We start from the raw sequence: 21,204 nt of genomic DNA, 5'->3' as shown, positions 1-21,204 counted from the left end.
CTAGCCGCGCATTGACAGGTTCAGACGGATAGCTGAGAGCCTCGGTCAAGGTTGGCGCCCTCCATACCCTTGTCGTTCAGGTGGTCAGCAGCTTAGCCGCCTACGGTCCGCGGCGTTGAGCCTGGAGACTATCTGTTCAAACTGGATGATCGCATTGGATGAACCTCGACTGCGTTGTCCAGCCGGACATTGAGCGATTGAACCGCGTTGCCGAATTGCTCTGTAGATGATCAAGGGCCGGCCTGCGGCCGGCCAGCGCGCCTCCCCGCCGTCTGTCGACGCCGCTGGCGTTTCGCGGCCGGAGCATGCGGCCTCCGGCCGGTCACCGGCCGCGCCGCCACGGCGTCGCACACGACGTGCGACGGCTGGCCACCGCCGGCGACCCACCCGCCGTACCGGCGCGCTCAAGACGACAAGCGGGTACTCAGGCTCCAGGGATAAGGCATCCCGCCTACCGCCGACCCAGGACAAGCCGAGCAGACCGTCACCGGGGCCGCCATCCTCTTGACACCCAGCGGACGACGCGAAGGCATGCGGCGGCCCACTGCCGGCCCGCACCCGCAAGCGGTGGGTCGACGGCAGACGGGATGCAGGAAGGGCGGATCTCAGGGCGTCTCCAGGGCGTCAGGGTGCGCCCAGGGCGTCAGATGACGACTGGAGCCGACCACTGTCGACCAACGCTCACCCAACGAACCGCGAGGTCAGCGACGTAAGCCGCCCCTCGACCAGAGGGGCGGTGGACGAGTCGGCCTGTACGCCGGGTTCTGTCAGCCAGAGCACCTCACGGCACTGCCCTGACCAGCGGCCATCCATCTCGGCCTGCCGTTGCCGACAGGCTCTAGCGGTCTACCCGTGAACTCGGGCGAGCAGCCCTCGAACGTTCACGCAGAGCGACCGGAGTCGCTCCTCTTGACCTTGCTCCGGGTGGGGTTTACCGAGCCGCCCCGGTCACCCGGGGCGCTGGTGGTCTCTTACACCACCGTTTCACCCTTACCGGCCGCATGGTGCGACCGGCGGTCTGTTTTCTGTGGCACTGTCCCGCGGGTCACCCCGGGTTGCCGTTAACAACCACCCTGCCCTGTGGAGCCCGGACGTTCCTCGGCAACGCTCCCGAAGAAACGCTGACGCGGCCGCCCAGCCGACTCGTCCACCGCGCGCATGATGATACGCAACATGGAAACCTCACACTGATGCACCTGTCGCTGCCCGATGTCGCGCTGCTGGTGGTCGCGGGTCTCGCGGCCGGAATCGTCAACGGCGTCGCCGGTGGCGGTTCGCTCCTGACGTTCCCGGCGCTGATCGCCACCGGGCTCCCGCCGGTCTCCGCGAACGTGACGAACTCCGTCAGCGTGACGCCCGGCTACCTCTCGAGCGTCTACGGCAGCCGCAAGGACCTGCACGGCCAGCGCAGACGAGCCCTCACACTCGTCCCTATCGCGTTCGTCGGCGCTGCGGCCGGCTGCGCTCTGCTACTCGTCACCCCGCAGAGCATCTTCGAGTACATCGTCCCGTTCCTGGTGCTCAGCGCCACCGCGGTCCTGGGCTTCCAGAACAAGCTCAAGAGCATGGTCGGCCACCCCACCCGAAAGGGCAGGAACGTCACGATGGTGGCCCTCACGTTCCTGGGCTCCGCCTACGGCGGCTACTTCGGCGCCGCGCTCGGCGTCGTACTGGTTGCTGTTCTTGCACTTGTTCTGGACGAGACGCTGCAGCGCGTGAACGCGCTGAAGAACGTGTTGTCGGCGGCCGTGGGGATTGTCACCGTCACGGTGTACGCGCTGTTCGGGCCCGTGTCCTGGGTGGGGGTGACGGTGGCTGCGCCCGCCACTGTCGCCGGCGGCTACCTCGGCGCCCGGCTCGCCCGGAGGCTCTCCGCCCAGGCGCTACGCATCACGATCGTCGTGTTCGGCACGGTCATCGGCCTCGTGCTGCTCTACCAGGCGATCTGGTAGAGCAGCACGAGCCGGACTCAGGTCGACGACTTGCTGTCCCCGGCGCCGTCCGCGACCAGCTCCGGGATGTCGTGCACCTTCGGGTCGCCCTGCTCGGCGGTGTAGTCCGACGGCTTGGTGAGGTCCTCGCCGTCCGCCACGTTGGCGGCACGCAGACCCCAGGTCACCAGCACCGCGACGATCAGGTTCAGCGCCACCGCGAGGAAACCGGTGTAGATCGTCCACTTGGTGTCGAGGCCCAACTCGGAGAGCTTGAACGCCGACCCGCCGAAGTGTTCCCGCTTCGTCGCCGGGTTCGGGATCGTCCACAGCATCCAGAATCCGGCCGCCATACCGACGGCCCAGCCAGCGACCAGGCCCCACTTGTGGAACCACCGGGTGAAGACGCCCAGCGCCACCGCGGGGAGCGTCTGCAGGATGATCACACCACCGATGAGCTGCAGGTCGATCGAGTACTGGGTGTCGAGACCGAGCACCAGGATCACCGCGACGAACTTCACCGCGAGCGACGCCAGCTTCGAGACCCGCGCCTCCTCGGCCGGGGACGCCGAGGGGCGGATGTACTCGGTGTAGATGTTCCGCGTGAACAGGTTCGCGGCCGCGATCGACATGACCGCCGCCGGGACCAGCGCACCGATACCGACCGCCGCGTGCGCGATGCCGGTGAACCAGGACGGGAACGCCCAGTCGAACAGCAGCGGCACGACTGTGTTCCGGTCACCGGCGACACCGGCGTCCGGGTCGGCACCGACCGGCACGATCTTCGCCGCGATGGCCATCAGACCCAGCAGCGCCAGCAGCCCCAGCACGAACGAGTACGCCGGCAGCGCGGCCATGTTGCGCTTCACGGTGTCCCGCGACTTCGCCGCCAACACACCGGTCAGCGAGTGCGGGTACAGGAACAGCGCCAGCGCGGAGCCGAACGCCAGCGTGATGTAGTTCAGCTGGTTGTTCGCATTCAGCAACAGTCCGGAGCCCGCCGCCTGCGCGGCCGGAGCACTGAACTTCGCGCCCGCCGCCTCGAAGATCGCGTCCCAGCCGCCGAGCTTCGCCGGGATCACGATCACCGCGACGATCACCGTCAGGTAGATGAGCGTGTCCTTGACGAACGCGATCAGCGCCGGTGCCCGTAGCCCCGAGTTGTAGGTGTAGATGGCCAGGATCAGGAAGGCGATCGTGATCGGCCACTTGCCTTCCACGCCCATCGCCTTGAGCACGGCCTCGATGCCGACGAGCTGCAGCGCGATGTACGGCATCGTCGCGATGAAGCCGGTGATCGCCACCAGCAGCGCGAGCGTCGACGAGCCGAAGCGGGCGCGGACGAAGTCGGCCGGCGTCACGAACCCGTGGACGTGCGACACCGACCACAGCCGCACCAGCGGCAAGAGCACGATCGGGTAGAGCACGACGGTGTACGGCAGCGCGTAGAAGCCGAGCGCGCCGGCGCCGTACATCAGCGCGGGCACCGCCACGAACGTATAGGCGGTGTAGAGGTCACCGCCGAGGAGGAACCAGGTGATCCAGCCGCCGAAGTTGCGGCCGCCGAGCCCCCACTCGTCGAGGTGCTCCATGCTGTCGGGCCGACGCCAGCGCGAGGCCACGAACCCCAGCACGCTGACGAGCGCGAACAGCACGCAGAAGATGACCAGTTCGGTGACTTTGACGTCCATCGCTCATCGCCCCCGCGTCTGCCGGTAGACGACGAGCGTCACGACGACGCTCAGGACGACGAACAGCAGCTGCAACCAGTAGAACCGCGGAATGCCCCACAGCGTCGGATCCGTGCCGTTGTAGAGCATCGGGAGCAGCGGAACGATGATCGGTACGAGCAGCAGCCAGTACCAATGATTGCGGTCGGACCGGGCCGGTGGCTCCGGTGGTCGTTCCTCTGTAGTGGACATGTGGCGGTCTCCTCACGTGCGCGCTGTGACGAGCTCCAGTGACACAGGCCACAAGACACTAGCCCGCACATACCCCACCCGGAACCGACGCCGCGCTCAACGGCGCACCCGGCGCGCCCGACGGTCGCCGTCAGGTCAGTCCTACCAGTCCGCGCAGGAACCGATCGATCTGCTCGTCCAGCGGCGGCCACGGCAGGGTGGGTTCGTTGAGCCGCAGGGACACCGCACCGATGACCGCGGTGCGCAGGTCGAGCGCGACCGTGAACGCGTCCCCCGACCGCGCCACCTGCGCGTCCATGCACCGCTGCACGGCCGCCACGGTGCCCGCGAGCCCGCAGCAACTCGCCCTGGCCGCGGGCGTTCGGGCGGCGAGGGCCGCGCAGGCGGTCGTCGCCGCCGCGCAGGAGCGCGCTCGCGAGTTGGGCGCGCGCGTCACGGTCGCCGTCGTCGACGAGGGCGGGCACCTGGTGGCGCTGGGACGGATGGACGGCGCGCCGCCGCTCTCCGCCCAGATCGCCGAGGCCAAGGCCGCCAGCGTCGCGCTGTTCCGGCGCGACGGTGCCGCGTTGCTTCAGATGCAAGAGGCCTGGCCGGCGTTCTTCGCCCGGGTGGCTGCGTCGCGTCCGGTGCTCGCCGGCGCCGGTTCGCTGCTCATCCGGCGGGCGGACGAGGTGTGGGGCGCCGTCGCGGCCAGTGGCGGGACACCCGAGCACGACGACGAGTGCGCCGGCGCAGGTGTCGCCGCGATCTAACCGGCCAGGTGGTGGGTGTCGTTGACCAGGCGGACGTTCGCCGGGCCGTCGGCGTACCAGTCCACCTCGGAGACGCCAGTGACGTCGAGTTGCAGGCGGTAGAGCATCACCGGGGGTGCCTCGAGTGCGAGCCGCAGCAGGGTCTTGAGCGGCGTCACGTGTGACACCACGACCAGCGTTTTCCCTTCGTGCTCAGCGATCAAGCGGTTGCGTGCTCTGATCACCCGCTCGGCCACCTGCGCGAAGCTCTCGCCCCCCGGCGGCGCGATTTCGTCCGAGCCGAGCCAGGCACCCAACCCCTCCGGATCGGCGGCCTGAATCTCCGCGAACGTCATACCCTCCCAGGCACCGAAGTCTGTTTCGACCAGATCGTCGTCGAAGACCACGTCGAGCCCCGCCGCCTTCGCGATGAGCTCCGCGGTGTGCCGGGTGCGTCGCAGCGGCGAGCTCACGACCAGGTCGAGCCCCTCGCGCGCGCCGAGCCGCGCCGCCACCCGCTCCGCCTGCGCGACCCCCACCTCCGACAACTCCACGTCCCCCCGCCCGGAGAACCGCTTCTCCGGCGAGAGCACCGAGGAAGCATGCCGGACCAGCACCGTCGTGGTGGCCCGCCGTTGCGGCCCCCGGCTCCATCCAGGCGTTTTGATCGACGCCTGCCCGGTTGCCACCGCAGGACGGTCCTGTGCGGCCCCGGTCGCGACCGCCTCCGCCGGCGCGGACGCGATCGGGTCAGTACCCCGCCCCGCGGCGGTCGTCGCGGGGCCAGCCGCGGCAGTCGTCGCGGTGGCGGCCGCGTCAGTCGTCCCGGCTCCGGCCGCGTCAGTCGTCGCGGCTCCGGCCGCGGCAGTCGTCCCGGCTCCGGCCGCGGCAGTCGTCCCGGCTCCGGCCGCGTCAGTCGTCGCGGCTCCGGCCGCGGCAGTCGTCGCGGCGCCGTCTTCGGCGGGCACGGACGCTGACGCGTGGTTGCGGTGGATGGTTTCGCCGTCCATGGCTGCGTTGGCCAAGGCGTCGGCGGATTTGTTGTCGGCGCGCGGGATCCAGGTCAGTGAGGTCTGGCCGAACGAGCGCAGCAATTCGGTGGCTCGGCTGACCAGCGGTTTCAGGTGGGGCTGCTTGACCTGCCACCGCCCCGAGCACTGCTCGATGACCAGTTTGGAGTCCATCCGGACGTCCACCCGCTCGGCCCCGAGCTCCTGCGCGGCTTCGAGCCCGGCAATCAACCCCGAGTACTCCGCGACGTTGTTCGTCGTGACCCCGAGCCCGGCCGCGCGCTCGGCCAGCACCGCGCCGGTGCCGGCGTCGAGCACGACCGCGCCGTACCCGGCGACCCCCGGGTTACCCCGCGAACCCCCGTCGGCCTCGACCACGACGTGCAGCGAACTCACAGGCCGGACTCCGCGGTACGCACGAGAATGCGACGACACTCCTCGCAGCGCAACACCTCGTCCTCGTCGGCGGAACGTGCCTCCTGCAGCGCGGTGCCGTACAGCTCGATGCGGCACCCGCCACAGCGCCGGGCCCGCAGCGCGGCCGCACCGATACCCCCGCTGGACGCGCGGAGCTTCTCGTACAGCGCTCGCAGGTCCTCGGGGATCGACGCGGCGATCGGCTCCCGCTCGGCCGTGCGGGCGGCGACGTCGGCGTCGATCTCGGTCTCCAGCGTGTCGCGGCGCACCTCGAGCGTGGCCAGGCCTTCGTTCGCGGTGTCGAACCGGCTCTGCACCGCGGACCGGACCGTGTCGGCGGTCTCCCGCTCCTCCATCAGCACGAGCTCGTCGTCCTCGAGCGCGGACTGCCGCGCGCCGAGCGTGTCGACCTCGTGCTGCAGCCGCTCGAGCTCCTTCGCGCCGACCGCACCGGACTGCATCCGCTGCGAGTCACGCTCGGCCTTGGCGCGCACCTGCTCGACCTCGGTCTCCAGTTTGCGGATCTTCGTGTCGAGCCCTTCGACCACCGACTCGGCACCGGCCAGCTCGTCGCGCAACTCGCCGAGCGACGCGGCGGTCTTCTCGATCTCGGCGTGTTCGGGCAGCGTGCGCTTCTTGTGCGCGAGCTGGTCGATCGAGAGGTCGACCGCTTGCAGGTCGAGCAGGCGCAGCTGGTCAGCGGCAGGGGCCTTCACGATTCTCCTGGTCTTCAACGGGCACGGTCTTCAACGGGCACGGTCTTCGGCAACGGGTCGCCTGCGCCGGTGACGAGATACCGGCGGAGGGTGATCAGCCCGGCACCACGGCGCGGGTCCACGGGTCGGTGACGAGGTCGGATACGAAGGTCTCCACCGTAGCGGCCCCGACCGACGAAACGAGGGCGGCGGCCGCCTGTGCGAGCCAGGGCTGTTCGGTGGCCCAGTGGGCGGCGTCCAGCAGCACGGGGCCGCCCGCTTCCGAGTGCTCGGAAGCGGGGTGGTGCCGCAGGTCGGCGGTGAGGAACGCGTCGACGCCCGCGCGCGTGGCGTCGCCCAGGTACGAATCACCGGCCCCACCGCTGACGGCCACCGTCCGCACGACGCGTGCCGGGTCGCCGGCCAGCCGAACCCCACCCGGCGTAGCCGGCAACACCTTCGCCGCGAGCGCGGCGAGCTCCCCCGCGGTCATCGGCTCCGGCAGCACACCGATCCGCCCGATACCGACCCGCCCGTCGCCAGCCGCATCCCGACCAGCCGCGTCGCGGCCGATGGCGTCGCGGCCGGTGGCGTCGCGGCCGGTGGCGTCTTTGGGGGCGGAGAGGGCTGCGTGGGGGTGGAGAGGGCGGAGGCTGTGGAGGTTCAGGCGGGCGGCCAAGGCGTCGGAGACGCCTGGGTCGGCGGAGTCGGCGTTCGTGTGGGCGACGAAGAGGCCTGCGCCCGCGCGGATCAGGCGGTGCAGCGTGCGCCCCTTCGGCGTGGTCGTCGGAATCGCGGTGACGCCGCGGAGCAGCAACGGATGGTGCGCGACGAGCAGGTCCGCGCCCCAGTTCAGCGCCTCGTCGACCGTGGCGGCGACGACGTCGACGCAGAAGTACACCTTGCGCACGTCCGCCGACGGATCACCACACACCAGCCCGACCGCGTCCCAGCTCTCGGCGAGCTCCGGCGGGTAGAGCTTGTCGAACACCTCGACGACATCTCCGATAGTGGCCACGTCGCCAGGCTACGACCCGAGCCGTGAACACCTTGGGGGCCTATGACCCACCAGAGTGTTCAAGCCCCGCGAGGGCGTGCCTGATCGCGGCTTCGGGATCGCCGTCGTGGTAGATCCGCTCGGACTCCTCGATGTTGTCGAGGAACTCCTGGTACCGGACGGCATAGGCGAGGTGGGCGAGCGGCTCGGCGAGCCGGAGCGCCTCGTCCGGCCGGGAGCCGGGCGCCGCCTCCTCCCAGGCGGAGATCCACGCCCGCCGAGCGGTGTCCCGGCGTGAAGCCGGTAGGTAGTCGATCGCCCGGAGCCCGTCCTGGACCGGGTTGCCCCAGTAGGCGTCCGCGAAGTCGAGCACCACCGGCGGCTCCCCCGGCGCGCCACGCCAGTTGCCCGGGTGGAAGTCCCCGTGCACGAACGTGTCCGGCAGCCCGCACTCCGCCAGTGCACCCCAGCGCTCGTTCAACCCCCGCGCCCGCGCGACCTCCTCCGCGCCGAGCTCGCCTCCAGCGAGCCGATCGAGCAACCGCTCGACCTCCACCACGAGCACCCGCGGCCGCCGGTCCCGTAAATCCGCACCCAGGCCCTGTCGACCCGACCCCACCCCACCCGAATCCGCGTCAGCCCCACGAGACGCGTCGCGCGCGATCATCGCTTGCGCGACGACGAAGCGGCCGAGCATGCTCGTCACCTGGTCATCGGTGGCAGCCCAGAGATCCTCCCCCGGAACCTCCGCCAGAATCACCCGCCCCGGCGCGGACGCCAATACCCGCGGCGCCAACCCCGAACCCAACATCCCGATCGCCGCAGCCTCGTCAGCGGCGAACGGCGGTGTCGCCTTCAGCCACGCGAACCCACCCACCACCGGCAACCGCCACAACGCCGCCAGGTTCCACGTCTTGTGCTGCACCGGCCGCCCTGTCAAGGGCACCACCGAATCAGCCCACGCCAACAGCGCGGACACTCCGGACGCCGTAGCCCACGGAAGCCGGAAACGTGGGTTCGAAACACTCACCACCGCAGGGTGAAAAGCCACCGACGGCCGAGCCCCAGCCTCCACGTGATAAGTCACGTGCCCGTCCCGCGCCCCCTCCCCACCCACCACAGAGAGCAACCGCAGAACCGTCACCGGCACACCGAGAAAGGCCTTCAAAGAGACGACGACCGGACCCACCTCCGCCCACCACACCGGTGAAACGGAAAACGGCCCGACCTCCCCCAGACACTCGGACCCGAGCGTCACCACCGCACTAAAGGTGCGCACTCAGAAAGTCCGAGACCATGTGGACGTACACCACTCGATTCGGCTTCTTCAGCAGGACGTGCCCCTCGTCCTCGAACCGCAAATACTGCACCGGCGCATTCCGCGCCTCCAACGCCGCCACCGCCTGCTCGGCCTCGTACAGCGGCACGTTCGTGTCGTTGGTCCCGTGCACCACCAGCAACGGCGCCTTCAACCGGTCGATGCGATGGATCGGCGACAGGTTCCGCAGCAGGTCCCGGTCATCCTCCGGATGGCCGTACTTGCTCACCGCGGCAGCCGCGACCCACGGCTCCGTGCGCTCGTAGAACGTCTGCAGATCCGACATTCCACACGTGTCGACGCCGACCGCGAACAGATCGGGGAACCACGTTAGGGCGACCAGCGTGAGATAGCCCCCGTACGACCGCCCGAACACGCCCAGCCGCCCCGGCTCCGCGATCCCGGCGTCGAGCAGATAACGCGCGCACGACCGCACGTCCTCGATCCCGTCGTGGCGCCGAGCCAGATTGTCCGCGTTCACGAAGGCACGTCCGAACCCCGACGAACCTCGCACGTTCGGCGCGAACACCGAGATCCCCCGCGACACCAACTCGCGGAACAGCGGGTTGTAGACCGGCCGTTCCTGCGCTTCCGGCCCGCCGTGGAAATGGACCACTGTCGGGCCCGGAGCGGAACCGGCCGGATACAGCCAGCCCGAAAGAGACAACCCGTCATGAGCCGTGAACCGATGCAACTCCGGCGCGATCGACGCCGCCGGCAACAGCGGCGGATGGGTCACCGGCTTGGCCGCGCCCGACGCGACCTCCACCGTCCAGATCGTCGGTGGCAACGACGGCCCCTCCGCCGTGAGCGCGAGCGTCGACGCGTCACCGGCCAGCGAGAGGTGGCTCACGACGTCACCGGGCAGGTCCGTGATGTTCCGCTGCTCCCCGCTCACCAGGTCGAGCAGCGTCACCTCGCTGCGGCCCCCGAACACGTTCCAGAGCAGCGCGGCCAGCGTGCCGTCCTCGCTGAGCGAGAAGTACTCGAGTTCCGCGTCGTCCCGGGACGCGACCACGCGTGAACCGCCGCCCAGCCCCACCGCGACCAACGCCGGCAGCGAACGCCCGACGTCAGTGCGCACGTAGACGACGTCGCCCGAGAAACGCCCGAGGTCGGTGGAGCCCTCGCCGTCGCCCGGGTACAGCCGCCGCGCCTCGCCCGACTCGACCTGCACGACCTCCAGCCACCGCGCGCTCCGCGGTCCACACCGCACCAGCGCCAACGACCCGTCGCGACTGACGTCGAGAGCAGCACGAAGGTCGGCCTCGCCGACCGTGACCCGCCGCCCGGTGGACGGATCGATCAGGTGGGCGGCACTCCACCCGATGGCGTCGGCCTCGGCGACGGCCAGCGACGCGCCGTCGTGGCTCCAGTGACCGAACCATCCGTTGGTGCGGCCGAAGCCGCCGATCTGGTGCAGGTCGGAACCGTCCGGACGGATCACCCAGATTTCCGTCCGGTCGGACCCACCGGGAGCGATCAGCACGGCGATCCATTCGCCGCTCGGTGACCACCGCACCTGTTCCACTGGCTCGGGTCCGGTCTCGATCAGGACCGGATTCCCGCCGTCGACGGAACTCGTCCAGAGCCTCGGCTCGCCGCTCCGGTCCGACACGTAAGCGATCGTGTCGCCGGACGGTGAAAGGGAAGGCCCCCAGCTGGCCGGCGCCGCCGCGGGATCCGCAGCGAAATGCGCAGCAGCCGGACGAATCCCGCCGTCGAGACCAGTGGTCATCCAACTCCCTTCGTCTGCAACCACATCTCCAGCAACCCCAGTTGCCAGAGCGCGTTGGACCCGAGCGTCGTCCGGGTCTCGTTCGGTTTGTCGAGCAGCGCGCTTACCTGCTCACTGTCGAAAATTCCCCGCTGCCTGGCCGCGTCCGACGTCAACGCGTCGGCGACCTGCTCCAGCAGCGGCCCGGACAAGTGCCGAATCGCCGGAACGGGAAAATACCCCTTCGTCCGGTCGATGACCTCGTCCGGTACCACCCCTCGCGCGGCGGCCTTGAGGATGCCCTTGCCGCCCGACGCGAGTTTGAGCCGGGGCGGGCACGCCGCCGCCAGCTCCACCAACTCGTGGTCCAGGAACGGTACCCGGGCCTCGAGCCCCCATGCCATGGTCATGTTGTCGACCCGCTTGACCGGATCGTCCACCAACATGATCTGGCTGTCGAGACGTAACGCCGCATCAATCGTCTCTTCCGCACCCGGAACCGCAAAATGCGCCTGCACGAACGCCTTGCTGACGTCGGTCGAGAGCCGCCAGTCGGGCTGGAGCAGATCGTTGAGCGCGCCGTGGCCTCGATCGAAGAACACGTTGCGGTAGGCGTCCAGCGCGTCCCGCCGCGGCACGTCGGCCAGTGGCGGGTACCAGTCGTAACCAGCGAACACCTCGTCGGCGCCCTGGCCGGACTGGACCACCTTCACGTGTTTCGCGACCTGCTCGGAGAGCAGGTAGAACGCGACGCAGTCGTGGCTGACCATCGGTTCGCTCATCGCGCCGATCGCCGCGTCGACGGCGGGGACCATGGTGCGGGTCTCGATCCGGATCTGGTGGTGGTCGGTGCCGAACCGCTCAGCGATCAGGTCGGAGTAGACGAACTCGTTGCCGCTCTCGCCGCCGGCGTCCTCGAACCCGATGCTGAACGTCTGCAGGCCGGTCTGGCCGGATTCGGCCAGCAGCGCGACGACGAAGCTGGAGTCGAGCCCACCGGAGAGCAGGACGCCCACGGGCACGTCGGCGACCATCCGCCGCTCCACCGCGAGCCGCAGGGCGGCGAGCGTTCGCTCCCGCCACTCCTCGTCGGAGAAGGAGCCCGTCCGGGTGTGCTCGGGCTTCCAGTACAGGATCTCGTCGGTCGTGCCGTCCGGCTCGATCACCCGGACCGTCGCCGGCGGCAGCTTCCGCACCCCGTTGAGGATCGTCCGCGGCGCCGGCACCACCGAGTGGAACGTCAGGTAGTGGTGCAGCGCGACCGGGTCGACCGACGTGTCCAAGTCACCGGCGGCCACCAGCGCGGGCAGCGTCGACGCGAACCGCAACCGCCCCGGAACCTCGGACAGGTACAGCGGCTTGATGCCGAGCCGGTCGCGGCCCATCACGACCCGGCCGGTCTCCCAGTCGCTGATCACGAACGCGAACATGCCGAGGAACTTCTCGACGCACCGCTCGCCCCAGCGGTGGTACGCCTTCAGGACGACTTCGGTGTCCGACGTCGAGAAGAAGCGGTAGCCGGCGGCCTTCAGTTCGTCGCGTAACTGCTTGTAGTTGTAGATGATCCCGTTGAACACGAGCACGAGGCCGAGTTCCTCGTCGACCATCGGCTGCGCACCGGCCTCGGACAAGTCGATGATCTGGAGCCGACGGTGTGCCAGCGCGAGTGGTCCCTTGGACCAGTACCCGCCGCTGTCCGGTCCCCGGTCGACCAGGCAGGGCACCATCCGGGCGACCGCGTCGACGTCCGCGGCCCTCCCGTCGAGACGAAACTCTCCGCCGAATCCGCACATCGAGCTCTCCTTCGCGTCGACTTACAAAATCCAGGTGTCTTTCGCACCGCCGCCACGCGAGGAGTTGACGACCAAGCTGCCTTCGGGCGCCACCCGGGTCAGCGCGGCCGGCGCCACGGTCGGGGTCTCCCCCATGAAGACGAATGCCCGCAGGTCGACGTGGCGCGGCGTGAGCCGGTTGCCGTCGAAAACGGGGTGCGTGGACAGGTGCATGGTCTCCTGCGCGATCCAGCGGTGCGGTGCGGCCTTGATCTGCCGCCGGACCGCGTCGAGCTCCTCCTCGGTCGCGCGCGGACCGATCAGGACGCCCTCGCCGCCGTACCCGTCGACCGGCTTCACGACCAGCTCACCGAGACGCCGGAGCACCTCGTCGCGCTGTTCCTGATCGCCGCACAGGTACGTGGGCACGTGCGCCAGGATCGGCTTCTCCCCGAGGTAGTACTCGATGAAGTCGGGCACGAACGCGTAGATCGCCTTGTCGTCGCCGACGCCGTTGCCCGGTGCGTTGGCGAGCGTCACGGTGCCGGCGCCGACCGCGGAGAGCAGCGGCGGCCCGAGCGGCCGACCGTCGCCGGCCGGCGCGTGCACCAGCGTGTCCTCGTCCAACCGCAGGTAGATCACGTCCACCCGGCGACGGGTTCCGTGCCGGTGCAGGTAGACCGTCCGGTCGTCGACGACGAGATCGGTGGTGCGCACGACCGGCACACCCATCTCCTCGGCGAGCAACTGGTGCTCGAACCACGCCGAGTCGACCGGTCCCTGGCTCAGGACGACGATCTGCGGGCCGCCTCGCCCGGCCATCCGCGGCGGCGCGGCGGCTTCCAGCGTCGTACGCAGTAACGCCGGAAGCGTCTCCACCGGGTGCAGCCCGGCCGGCCGCGGCAGATCGGGCCAGATGTGGTCGGTCAGTCGCCGGTTGGCCACCGCGTACCCGAGCCCGGACGGCACACGCAGGTTGTCCTCGAGCACGCTCCAGTTGCCCGAGGCGTCGTGCACCAGGTCCATGCCCGCGATGTGCGCACGCGTCGGCTGACGGATCAGCGCGGCGAGCGGCAGCAGCCCCGGAGCGCCGTCCACGACCCAGGCCGGGATGACGCCGTCCTCGACGACCTCGCGGTCGGCGTAGACGTCCTTGAGGAACGCGTCCAGAGCCCTGACCCGCTGGACCAGGCCGCGGCCGAGCGCCTCCCAGTCCTCGCCGGAGACGATCCGCGGAATGACGTCGAACGGGAACAGCCGGGCGGTGGTCTCGCCTGCGACCCGGAACGTCATCCGGTGCGAACGCTGCTCGGCGTCGCGTTCCTTCTCGCGGTCGCGGATCCCACCGGCACCGAGGCGTTCCAGCAGCTGCAGCATCGGTTCGTAGACCGGCACGACGCTGCCGTCCGCGGCGATGACCTCGTCACCGCGCGGCTCTTCCTCCTGGTATCCGGCCAGCAGCGCTTCCTGTCCGCCGAACCCACCGACGGTGACCGCACCTCCGGCCCGGGTTTCCGCCAACAACATGTCGACGACGTCCGCGAGGCGACCGCGGCGGGCGAACACGCGTCGCTGACGGTCGGCCGCGCTCCCACGGGCCAGCGCCTGACCGGCGAGCGCGGACACGTACTCCCAGTCCCCGGCGGCTTCCAGCTGGGGCCGCAGCGAGTCGACCAGGCCTCGGACGGCCTCTCCCGCCGGCACCGGGCGCGCGAACCCGGACAGGTCGACGAGGTCGCCCTCCAGGCCGGAGCGGGCGGCGCGCCACATCGCGGCGCGCTGCAGCGGCCCGCGGATTCGCGGCAGCGGGTAGCGGTTGGCCACCGCGTCCCGTTCGCGCCGCACCAGGGCCCGGAACAGCGCGGCCAGCAGCACGACGGTGTCGACCGACGGGCAGGCGTCGGTGACGCGGAGCTCGATCGTGGGCACGTGGGCCGACGGCCGGACGTCGAAATAGATCATGCCGGGGTCGGTGATCGTGCCGGAGGCGATCAGCTCCGCCACCAGCGAGTCGTGGTCCTCAGCGGTCTCGACGAGGCCGCTGGCGCCGGCGGTCGGCCAGCGCTGCCAGAGCAGCGACCGGATGCTCGCGTAGCCGGTGTCCTCCCCCATCCAGAACGGGGAGCTCGCGGAGATCGCCAGCAGCGCCGGCAGGTACTGCGACACCCGCTGGGCGACGGCGACCGCGACGTCCCGGTCGGGCATGCCGACGTGCACCTGGGCGCCGCAGATCAGCTGTTCGCGCGCGAGGAGCTGGTAGTCGTCGAGCATCCGCTCGAACCGCGCGTTCGGGGTGACGGCGAGCTCCTCGACGTCCACCAGTGGAACGGTGCCGGCCGCCACGATGCCCATGCCGAGCGATTCGGCGACCTGGGAGGCCTGCCGACGCAGGGCCACCAGTTCGTCGCGCAGCCGTTCGAGGCTCAGGTGCACCTTCGTGTTCGTCTCGACCACGGAGCGGTGCAGCTCCGGGGAGAACGAGGTGGCCGGGAGGTGTTCGAGTACCTCCGGCGCGCGCGGGACCAGCTCACGGCTGTCCAGATCGACGACGTGGAACTCTTCCTCGACGCCGAGGTCGAGCTGCTCGGACGCCGGAAACGCCGCGGCGTCCGCCAAATCGTTACCCGTCATGGACGCACGATCTCTGCCTTGCGTACCTGAGCCGTGAGGTGCCGGTAAATTCCCCGCAACACATGGATCCTCCGCACCATTTCGAGAACTAGGTCTCATGGTGCCCCGGGCAGACCACTGCGAACCGCGACCCACTGCGGCACCGGTCACTCTGCGCGTGCGTGGTTTTTCCGCTTTGGGGGCATTCAAGTCCGTGGGGGTGGGGCTCATGACACGGTTGATGTTGCTGGGGGCCGACGGTTTCGTCGGCGAACACGTCCGGACACGGCTCGCCGCGGAGCCGGACGTGGAGGTGACGACTGTGACGCGCCGCGGTGACGTCGCCGCGGACGTGCGGCTCGACCTCGCCGAGAGTGCCGTCGCTGTCGCGCACGCGCTCCGCGACACCACGCCGGACACGGTCGTGAACTGCGCCGGGTCGACGGCCGGGGATCCGCCGTCCCTGGCCGCCAACAACCTGGTTGCCGTCAGCAACCTGGTCGACGCCATGCTGACGGCCGGGCGTCCGCTGCGGCTCGTACACATCGGGTCGGTGGCGGAGTACGGGCGGATCCCGGGCGGGGAGGCCGCCCGGGAGGACAGCCCGGAACGCCCGGTCACGCCGTACGGCCTCACGAAGCTCGCCGCGACGCACGTCGTCCGCACCGCCGCGGCCGCCGGGCTGGACGCGGTGACGCTGCGCGTGACGACGCCGATCGGACCGGGGACGCCCTCGTCGATGCTGGCCGGGCGGCTGGTCGGGCAGCTGCGCCAGATCGAGGCGGCGGGTGCGGGCGGTGTCACGACCGGTCCGCTCGACGACGTGCGGGACTACGTCGACATCCGCGACGTGGCGGACGCGATCGTGGCCGCGGCCGTGCGTCCGCGGGGGCAGGCGGCGCTGCCGGTTGTGCTGAACGTCGGGAGCGGCGTGGCGACGCCGACGCGCGAGATGGTGGACGCGCTGCTCGGGCTCGCCGGCTTCACGGGCGGCCACCGCACCGACGGTGGCGGCTCCACCGCTCTTCCCTACCAGCACGCCGACGTCACCGCGGCCCGCGAGACCCTCGGCTGGTCACCGACCCGCTCGTTGGACGACTCGCTCGCAGCGCTGTGGTTTTCCAGTACGGTGCTCGCGCCCTGCTAGCTCACCTGGAGGGTCCCGGCGCCCTTGAGGCGGCGGACGACCGGCGCTGTTTCGGTGCGGTGGACGGGCCGGTCACCGCGGCCGTGACCAGTGTCGGCGTGGGCCTGAGGACGGTCATGCCGGCGTCGGCGGTGCCGCCGGCGCTGTACCCTTCCGGCGATGATCGACAAGATCGCGTGGATCCACCTGCGGGACGGCCGGATTCTGAGCACCCGGTCGCAGGGTAAGGACGTCTGGTACCTGCCCGGCGGCAAGCGCGAGCCCGGCGAGTCCGACCTCGACACGCTCGTGCGCGAGATCGACGAAGAGCTCTCCGTGCACATCGTCCGGGCGAGCGCCGAGCACCTCGGCACGTTCGAAGCACCGGCGCACGGTCACCCCGTCGACGTCCGCATGACGTGTTACACGGCCGACTACACCGGGGACTTCGTCGCCGCGAACGAGATCGCCGAGATCGGCTGGCTCACGACAGCCGATCTCGGCCGGATCTCACCGGTCGACCGGTTGATCTTCGCTCACCTGTCCGACGCCGGCCTGCTCTCCTGATAGAGCTTCCACAGCTCGTCGGGCGTGGCCTCCCGGCCGGTGTCGTCGGTGACCTCCTGCACCACCCGGGCGAAGTTCGCGCGCTCCTGCGGTGACAGGTCCACTCCGTACCGCGTCCGCAGCACGTGTGCGATGCCGCCGCGACCGGACTGGCTGTTGACGCGAATCACGGCCTCGTACGAGCGTCCGACGTCGGCCGGGTCGATCGGCAGGTACGGCACCGCCCACGAGGCCCGGTCCGACGGCAGGCCGGCGGCGGCCGCGTCCGCGGCGTGCCGGGCCAGGCCTTTGCTGATTGCGTCCTGGTGGGTACCGGAGAACGCGGTGTACACGAGGTCACCCCCGTACGGATGCCGTGGATGCACCGGGATCCGATTGCACTCCTCGACGACGGCCCGCACCGCGTCGATGTCGGAGAAGTCGATCATCGGGTCGACGCCCTGCGCGTACAGGTTCAGCGCCAGCGTCACCAGGTCGACGTTGCCGGTGCGCTCGCCGTTCCCGAACAAACACCCCTCGACGCGCTGCGCCCCGGCGAGGACGGCCAGCTCCGCACAGGCGACGCCGGTGCCGCGGTCGTTGTGCGGATGGACGGAGAGGATCACGGAGTCGCGGCGGTCCAAGTGCCGGTGCACGTGCTCGATCTGGTCGGCGTAGACGTTCGGCGTGGCCACCTCCACCGTCGCCGGCAGGTTGTGGATGACCGGCCGGTCGGGCGAGGCGTCCCAGAACGACGTCAGCCCGTTGCAGATCTCCAGCACGTAGTCGGGTTCGGTGAGGTTGAAGACCTCGGGCGAGAACTCGAACCGGATGTTCGTGTCTCCGGCGTTGCGCGCCATCCGCTCCGCAGCCGCGCGGATCACCGCGTGCACCTCGTCGCGGTTGCGGTGGAGCACGACGTCGCGCCAGGTGGGAGCCGTGGGCATGTACAGGTGCACGACGGCGCGGGGCAGGCCCCGGATCGACTCGAACGTCCGGTCGATCAGGTCCTCGCGGGCCGGTGTGAACACGACCACCGTCACGTCGTCCGGGATTGAGGTCAGCGACCGGACGAAGTCGAAATCGGTGCGGCTGGCCGACGGATAGCCGATTTCGATCTCCTTGTAGCCCATCCGGACCAGCAGGTCGAAGAAGCGGCTCTTGCGGGCGGTGTCCATCGGCTCGGCCAGCGCCTGGTTGCCGTCGCGCAGGTCGACCGGCACCCAGAGCGGTGCGTGCGCGAAGCGGTTGTCGGGCCACGCACGATCGGTGTTCGGTACCTCGACCCGGTCGTACACCGATCGGTACCGCTCGTGCGGCATGGCGCTGGGCTGTTGCGGATTCCAGTTCACGGGGTTCCTTCGCGTCGGTCGGGAGGACCGACCGGCGCAGCACGACACCCGCGGCGGGGTGCCGGTCGAGTCAGGCCCCGCCGCGGCAGCCGAGAAGAAGTCCGCGGAACATGCTCGGTACAGTAGCCACATGTCAGCTCCTCAGACAAGTTGTTGAAACCCAGCCCCCTCGTCGATCAGGCCGTCGCGTACCTCCGAGGCGAAATCGAGTCCGGTCGGTGGCCGGTCGGCAGCAAGCTGCCGGGGGAGACGACGCTCGCCCGCACGCTCGGCGTCGGCCGGACGACGGTGCGGGAGGCGCTGAGCGCGCTGGCCGGCGCGGGGATGGTGCGTGCGCGGCAGGGCGCCGGCGTGTTCGTGCTGGCCGATCGGCCAGCCGACGACTGGCTCCAGCGCGCCGCGGTGGCCGATGTGTATGAGGTGCGGATGATGCTCGAGGTGCAGGCAGCGGGCCTGGCCGCGCAGCGCCGCACCCCGGCCGACGTAGCCGCGCTGCGGGACGCACTCGCAGCTCGTCGGGACGCCGCCGACCGGGACGACGCCGCATTCGTCGACGCCGATGTGGCGCTGCACGGTGCGGTGGTGACCGCAGCGGGTAACCCGGCACTCACCGCCCTTTTCGGAGAGTTCACGCCGGTGCTGCGAGGCGCGCTGGTGGACCTCGTCGCACTCCTGGGCCTGCGCACCACCGACCGCACCCCCGGCGACACCAGCCACGCAGCCCTCGTCGACGCCATCGAGCGCGGCGACGCGGCGGCAGCGACAGCGGTGCTCCAGGACGAGCTCGGGCGGACGCTGGAGCACCTTCGCGCGTAAAAAGTCGGGCACGCGAGGAATGGAACAGTTCCAGGTAGGTATCCCGCGTCCGTGTCCAGCCTTGACGAGAACCGCGAGCGCCTGCGCGCGGCCGGCCTACGGGTGACCAACCCGCGGCTCGCCGTGCTCACGGAACTGACCGGGGGTGGTCATCCAACCGTCGACTCGTTGGCCGACGCCGTGCGCGCCCGGATCGGCGCGGTGTCGACCCAGGCGGTCTACGACGTGCTCGGAGCGCTCGTCGAGACGGGGTTGGCGCGGGTGATCGAGCCGGCCGGAAGCGCGCGGCGGTACGAGGCGCGCGTGGCCGACAACCACCACCACCTGGTCTGCCGCACCTGCGGCCACATCGAAGACGTCGACTGCGCCGAGGGAGAGGCCCCGTGCCTGGTCCCCGGCGAGTCCCACGGCTTCACCCTCCACGAGGCCGAGATCACCTGGTGGGGCACCTGCGGACCTTGTCGGTCCGCAGGTGAAAGGGTGGGCGCAGTAGGTTTCGAACCTACGACCCCTCGCTTGTAAGGCGAGTGCTCTCCCACTGAGCTATGCGCCCTGCACCAACGAGGGTAGCGGAGGCCACTCAGGAGGCGAGTGCCGCCAGGGCCGTCGCGTAGTCGTCGGCCGAGCGGGCGACACCGATCCCGGTGACCACCTTCCACCGCACCACGCCGGAAACGTCCACCAAAAACGTTCCGCGCCGCGCGGTCCCCTTCTGCTCGTCGAACACGCCGTAACTCTGCGCCACCGCACCGTGCGGCCAGAAGTCCGACAGCAGCGGAAACCCGAAGCCCTCCTGCGAAGCCCACACGTTGTGGACGAAGAACGAGTCGACGCTGATCGTCAGCGTCTGCACGGCGTCGTTCTGGAATCGCGACAGGTCGTCGCGGATCGCGGCGAGTTCCCCGGAACACACCCGGGAGAACGCCAGCGGATAGAACACGACCAGCACGCTGCGCGAACCCTGGAAATCGGAGAGGGACACCAACTGGTGGTTCTGGTCCGGCAACGTGAAGCCCGGAGCGATGTCGCCGACTTCCACAGGCATGGCTGGATCCTCTCAGGGCACGGCAACGGCACCGGGAGCGCGTCTCACGCGCTGCCGGTGTCAGCGGAATGCCGAGGGTCAGCGCTTGGAGCGCGCCGCCTTCGGCGCGACCAGGCGCGCTCCGGACCAGTCCTGCGCAGCACTGATGCTCGAGGTCTGCTGCAGGCCCGCGGTCGGGGCGACCTCACTGATGTCGCTCGGTTCCACGTGCCCCGGCCGACCGGCCTTGGGCGTCAACAGCCAGACGACGCCGTTGTCGGTCAGCGGGCTCAACGCGTTCACCAGTGCGTCGAACAGATCGCCGTCGTCCTCCCGCCACCAGAGCATGACGACGTCGACGACCTCGTCGGAGTCCTCGTCGACCAGATCGTCACCGACCCGTTCGGCGACGGCGTCACGCAGATCGTCAGCACCGTCGTCGTCGAATCCGATCTCCATGACCACCATGCCCGACTGAATGCCGAGCCGGTCTGCCGGGCTCTTGACGCCGTCGGCGTGACCCGCGGTCGCGCTCACTCTTCGGTTCCCTCCTCCTACTGATGGCGGCTCGTCGCCGCCTAGTCCGGTAGTCCACACATACATCCAGCGCAACGCAAGTGTTGCCAGCGATAAGACCGCACGCGTCGCACCCATCGGTACCTGACGGACCAGTTCTTACCCGCAGGTCAGCCGCCGAGAAACGAAAACCGTACCTGCCGGTCGTGGTTGTCGACATTGAGATCGACCAGACAGAGGCTCTGCCACGTTCCCAGCGCCAGCTGGCCACCCAGCACGGGCAGCGTCGCGTACGGCGGGATCAGCGCCGGCATCACGTGGCTGCGCCCGTGCCCGGGGCTGCCGTGCCGGTGCCGCCACCGGTCGTCGGCAGGCAGCAGGTCGGCCAGCGCCGCCAGCAGGTCGTCGTCGCTGCCGGCTCCGGTCTCGAGAACGGCCAGCCCGGCGGTGGCGTGCGGTACGAAGGCGTGCAGCAGCCCGTCGCCCCGCGACCGGACGAAGTCGGCGGCACGCTCGGTCAGGTCCAGAACGACCGGTGAAGATCCGGTACGGACGGTGATGATCTCGCTGTCCACGTGTTCTATCCTGCCCGTCGCGTGTTCGCCTGGCGCATCGGGTGGGTCTGAAACGATGTCACCCTACGGGCGGGGCGCACACTACCGGCCGGTAACGGTCCCCCGGAGCTAACCATCCGCGCGCCTACG

Annotated in this window: 19 protein-coding genes, 1 tRNA gene, 1 other RNA gene and 1 pseudogene; 6 read left to right on the top strand and 16 right to left on the bottom strand. The window is 70.0% G+C overall.

The features are described 5' to 3' along the window. Nucleotides 1-737: 737 nt before the first annotated feature. Nucleotides 738-1,146: RNase P RNA component class A (gene rnpB, locus ACGFY5_RS27310), an RNA gene on the bottom strand. Between the two features lie 50 nt (nucleotides 1,147-1,196). On the opposite strand from rnpB, the gene ACGFY5_RS27305 reads away from it, so the two are divergent. Continuing rightward, nucleotides 1,197-1,952: a sulfite exporter TauE/SafE family protein gene (locus ACGFY5_RS27305; protein WP_392725045.1), complete on the top strand. Its 756-nt coding sequence runs from the start codon at nucleotides 1,197-1,199 to the stop codon at nucleotides 1,950-1,952. A 17-nt stretch (nucleotides 1,953-1,969) separates the two neighbouring features. On the opposite strand, the gene mctP is transcribed toward ACGFY5_RS27305, so the two are convergent. The 3 genes from mctP to ACGFY5_RS27290 all read right to left on the bottom strand — a co-directional run bounded on the left by mctP (nucleotide 1,970) and on the right by ACGFY5_RS27290 (nucleotide 4,151). Beyond that, entirely contained in the window at nucleotides 1,970-3,622 is a 1,653-nt protein-coding gene (mctP, locus tag ACGFY5_RS27300) for a monocarboxylate uptake permease MctP (protein WP_392724141.1), read from the bottom strand. 3 nt (nucleotides 3,623-3,625) lie between these two features. Continuing rightward, entirely contained in the window at nucleotides 3,626-3,853 is a 228-nt protein-coding gene (locus ACGFY5_RS27295; RefSeq protein ID WP_392724139.1) for a DUF3311 domain-containing protein, read from the bottom strand. 130 nt (nucleotides 3,854-3,983) lie between these two features. Beyond that, on the bottom strand, nucleotides 3,984-4,151 hold the full coding sequence (locus ACGFY5_RS27290) for a hypothetical protein (RefSeq protein ID WP_392724137.1): 168 nt from the start codon (nucleotides 4,149-4,151) through the stop codon (nucleotides 3,984-3,986). On the opposite strand from ACGFY5_RS27290, the gene ACGFY5_RS27285 reads away from it, so the two are divergent. Beyond that, nucleotides 4,150-4,605 (top strand): heme-binding protein, encoded by a 456-nt coding sequence (locus ACGFY5_RS27285; protein ID WP_392724135.1) that lies wholly within the window; start codon nucleotides 4,150-4,152, stop codon nucleotides 4,603-4,605. The two genes, ACGFY5_RS27290 and ACGFY5_RS27285, sit on opposite strands and share 2 nt — an antisense overlap. Here ACGFY5_RS27285 and ACGFY5_RS27280 read toward each other — a convergent pair. The 7 genes from ACGFY5_RS27280 to ACGFY5_RS27250 form a co-directional block, all read right to left on the bottom strand. Beyond that, a complete protein-coding gene (locus ACGFY5_RS27280; RefSeq protein WP_392724133.1) occupies nucleotides 4,602-5,990 on the bottom strand; it encodes a bifunctional RNase H/acid phosphatase in 1,389 nt (462 codons plus the stop codon). The two genes, ACGFY5_RS27285 and ACGFY5_RS27280, sit on opposite strands and share 4 nt — an antisense overlap. Continuing rightward, complete coding sequence (locus ACGFY5_RS27275) at nucleotides 5,987-6,727, bottom strand: zinc ribbon domain-containing protein (RefSeq protein ID WP_392724131.1); 741 nt, start codon at nucleotides 6,725-6,727, stop codon at nucleotides 5,987-5,989. Before ACGFY5_RS27275 ends, ACGFY5_RS27280 begins: the two co-directional genes overlap by 4 nt. 94 nt (nucleotides 6,728-6,821) lie before the next feature. Beyond that, nucleotides 6,822-7,724, bottom strand: coding sequence for a Nif3-like dinuclear metal center hexameric protein (locus ACGFY5_RS27270; RefSeq protein WP_392724129.1), 903 nt, complete (start codon nucleotides 7,722-7,724; stop codon nucleotides 6,822-6,824). A 40-nt stretch (nucleotides 7,725-7,764) separates the two neighbouring features. Then, nucleotides 7,765-8,643: an aminoglycoside phosphotransferase family protein gene (locus tag ACGFY5_RS27265; protein WP_392724127.1), complete on the bottom strand. Its 879-nt coding sequence runs from the start codon at nucleotides 8,641-8,643 to the stop codon at nucleotides 7,765-7,767. A gap of 325 nt (nucleotides 8,644-8,968) precedes the next feature. Continuing rightward, the gene (locus ACGFY5_RS27260) at nucleotides 8,969-10,759 is read right to left on the bottom strand and encodes a S9 family peptidase (protein WP_392724126.1); all 1,791 of its coding nucleotides are present in this window, start codon (nucleotides 10,757-10,759) and stop codon (nucleotides 8,969-8,971) included. Then, nucleotides 10,756-12,531, bottom strand: a complete 1,776-nt coding sequence (locus tag ACGFY5_RS27255; protein ID WP_392724124.1) for an N-acetylglutaminylglutamine amidotransferase — start codon at nucleotides 12,529-12,531, stop codon at nucleotides 10,756-10,758. The genes ACGFY5_RS27260 and ACGFY5_RS27255 overlap by 4 nt, the downstream gene beginning before the upstream one ends. A gap of 21 nt (nucleotides 12,532-12,552) precedes the next feature. Further along, nucleotides 12,553-15,141: a glutamate--cysteine ligase gene (locus ACGFY5_RS27250; protein ID WP_392724123.1), complete on the bottom strand. Its 2,589-nt coding sequence runs from the start codon at nucleotides 15,139-15,141 to the stop codon at nucleotides 12,553-12,555. Between the two features lie 208 nt (nucleotides 15,142-15,349). On the opposite strand from ACGFY5_RS27250, the gene ACGFY5_RS27245 reads away from it, so the two are divergent. Next, nucleotides 15,350-16,267 carry an NAD-dependent epimerase/dehydratase family protein gene (locus ACGFY5_RS27245; RefSeq protein ID WP_392724122.1) on the top strand — a complete coding sequence of 306 codons (918 nt, stop codon included), beginning with the start codon at nucleotides 15,350-15,352 and terminating at the stop codon, nucleotides 16,265-16,267. 159 nt (nucleotides 16,268-16,426) lie between these two features. Continuing rightward, nucleotides 16,427-16,813, top strand: a complete 387-nt coding sequence (locus ACGFY5_RS27240; RefSeq protein WP_392724120.1) for an NUDIX domain-containing protein — start codon at nucleotides 16,427-16,429, stop codon at nucleotides 16,811-16,813. On the opposite strand, the pseudogene ACGFY5_RS27235 reads toward ACGFY5_RS27240, so the two are convergent. Further along, nucleotides 16,810-18,114: pseudogene (locus ACGFY5_RS27235) on the bottom strand (2-isopropylmalate synthase); the annotation flags it as partial. The gene ACGFY5_RS27240 and the pseudogene ACGFY5_RS27235 sit on opposite strands and share 4 nt — an antisense overlap. 180 nt (nucleotides 18,115-18,294) lie before the next feature. On the opposite strand from ACGFY5_RS27235, the gene ACGFY5_RS27230 reads away from it, so the two are divergent. Both ACGFY5_RS27230 and ACGFY5_RS27225 read left to right on the top strand, forming a co-directional pair. After that, the gene (locus ACGFY5_RS27230; RefSeq protein WP_392724118.1) at nucleotides 18,295-18,960 is read left to right on the top strand and encodes a FadR/GntR family transcriptional regulator; all 666 of its coding nucleotides are present in this window, start codon (nucleotides 18,295-18,297) and stop codon (nucleotides 18,958-18,960) included. 51 nt (nucleotides 18,961-19,011) lie between these two features. Then, a complete protein-coding gene (locus ACGFY5_RS27225; RefSeq protein ID WP_392725043.1) occupies nucleotides 19,012-19,482 on the top strand; it encodes a Fur family transcriptional regulator in 471 nt (156 codons plus the stop codon). Here ACGFY5_RS27225 and ACGFY5_RS27220 read toward each other — a convergent pair. The 4 genes from ACGFY5_RS27220 to ACGFY5_RS27205 form a co-directional block, all read right to left on the bottom strand. Beyond that, nucleotides 19,442-19,513, bottom strand: a tRNA-Val gene (locus ACGFY5_RS27220). The two genes, ACGFY5_RS27225 and ACGFY5_RS27220, sit on opposite strands and share 41 nt — an antisense overlap. Nucleotides 19,514-19,540: 27 nt before the next feature. Then, nucleotides 19,541-20,005: a peroxiredoxin gene (locus ACGFY5_RS27215; RefSeq protein ID WP_392724116.1), complete on the bottom strand. Its 465-nt coding sequence runs from the start codon at nucleotides 20,003-20,005 to the stop codon at nucleotides 19,541-19,543. Nucleotides 20,006-20,083: 78 nt separating this feature from the next. Beyond that, nucleotides 20,084-20,521 (bottom strand): DUF3052 domain-containing protein, encoded by a 438-nt coding sequence (locus ACGFY5_RS27210; protein WP_392724115.1) that lies wholly within the window; start codon nucleotides 20,519-20,521, stop codon nucleotides 20,084-20,086. Between the two features lie 149 nt (nucleotides 20,522-20,670). Beyond that, on the bottom strand, nucleotides 20,671-21,075 hold the full coding sequence (locus ACGFY5_RS27205) for a YjbQ family protein (RefSeq protein ID WP_392724114.1): 405 nt from the start codon (nucleotides 21,073-21,075) through the stop codon (nucleotides 20,671-20,673). Between the last annotated feature and the right edge of the window lie 129 nt (nucleotides 21,076-21,204).

This window comes from Cryptosporangium sp. NPDC048952, assembly GCF_043197895.1.
In the GTDB taxonomy this organism is placed as follows: Bacteria; Actinomycetota; Actinomycetes; order Mycobacteriales; family Cryptosporangiaceae; genus Cryptosporangium.
This window is presented reverse-complemented; position numbering and strand designations above follow the sequence as displayed.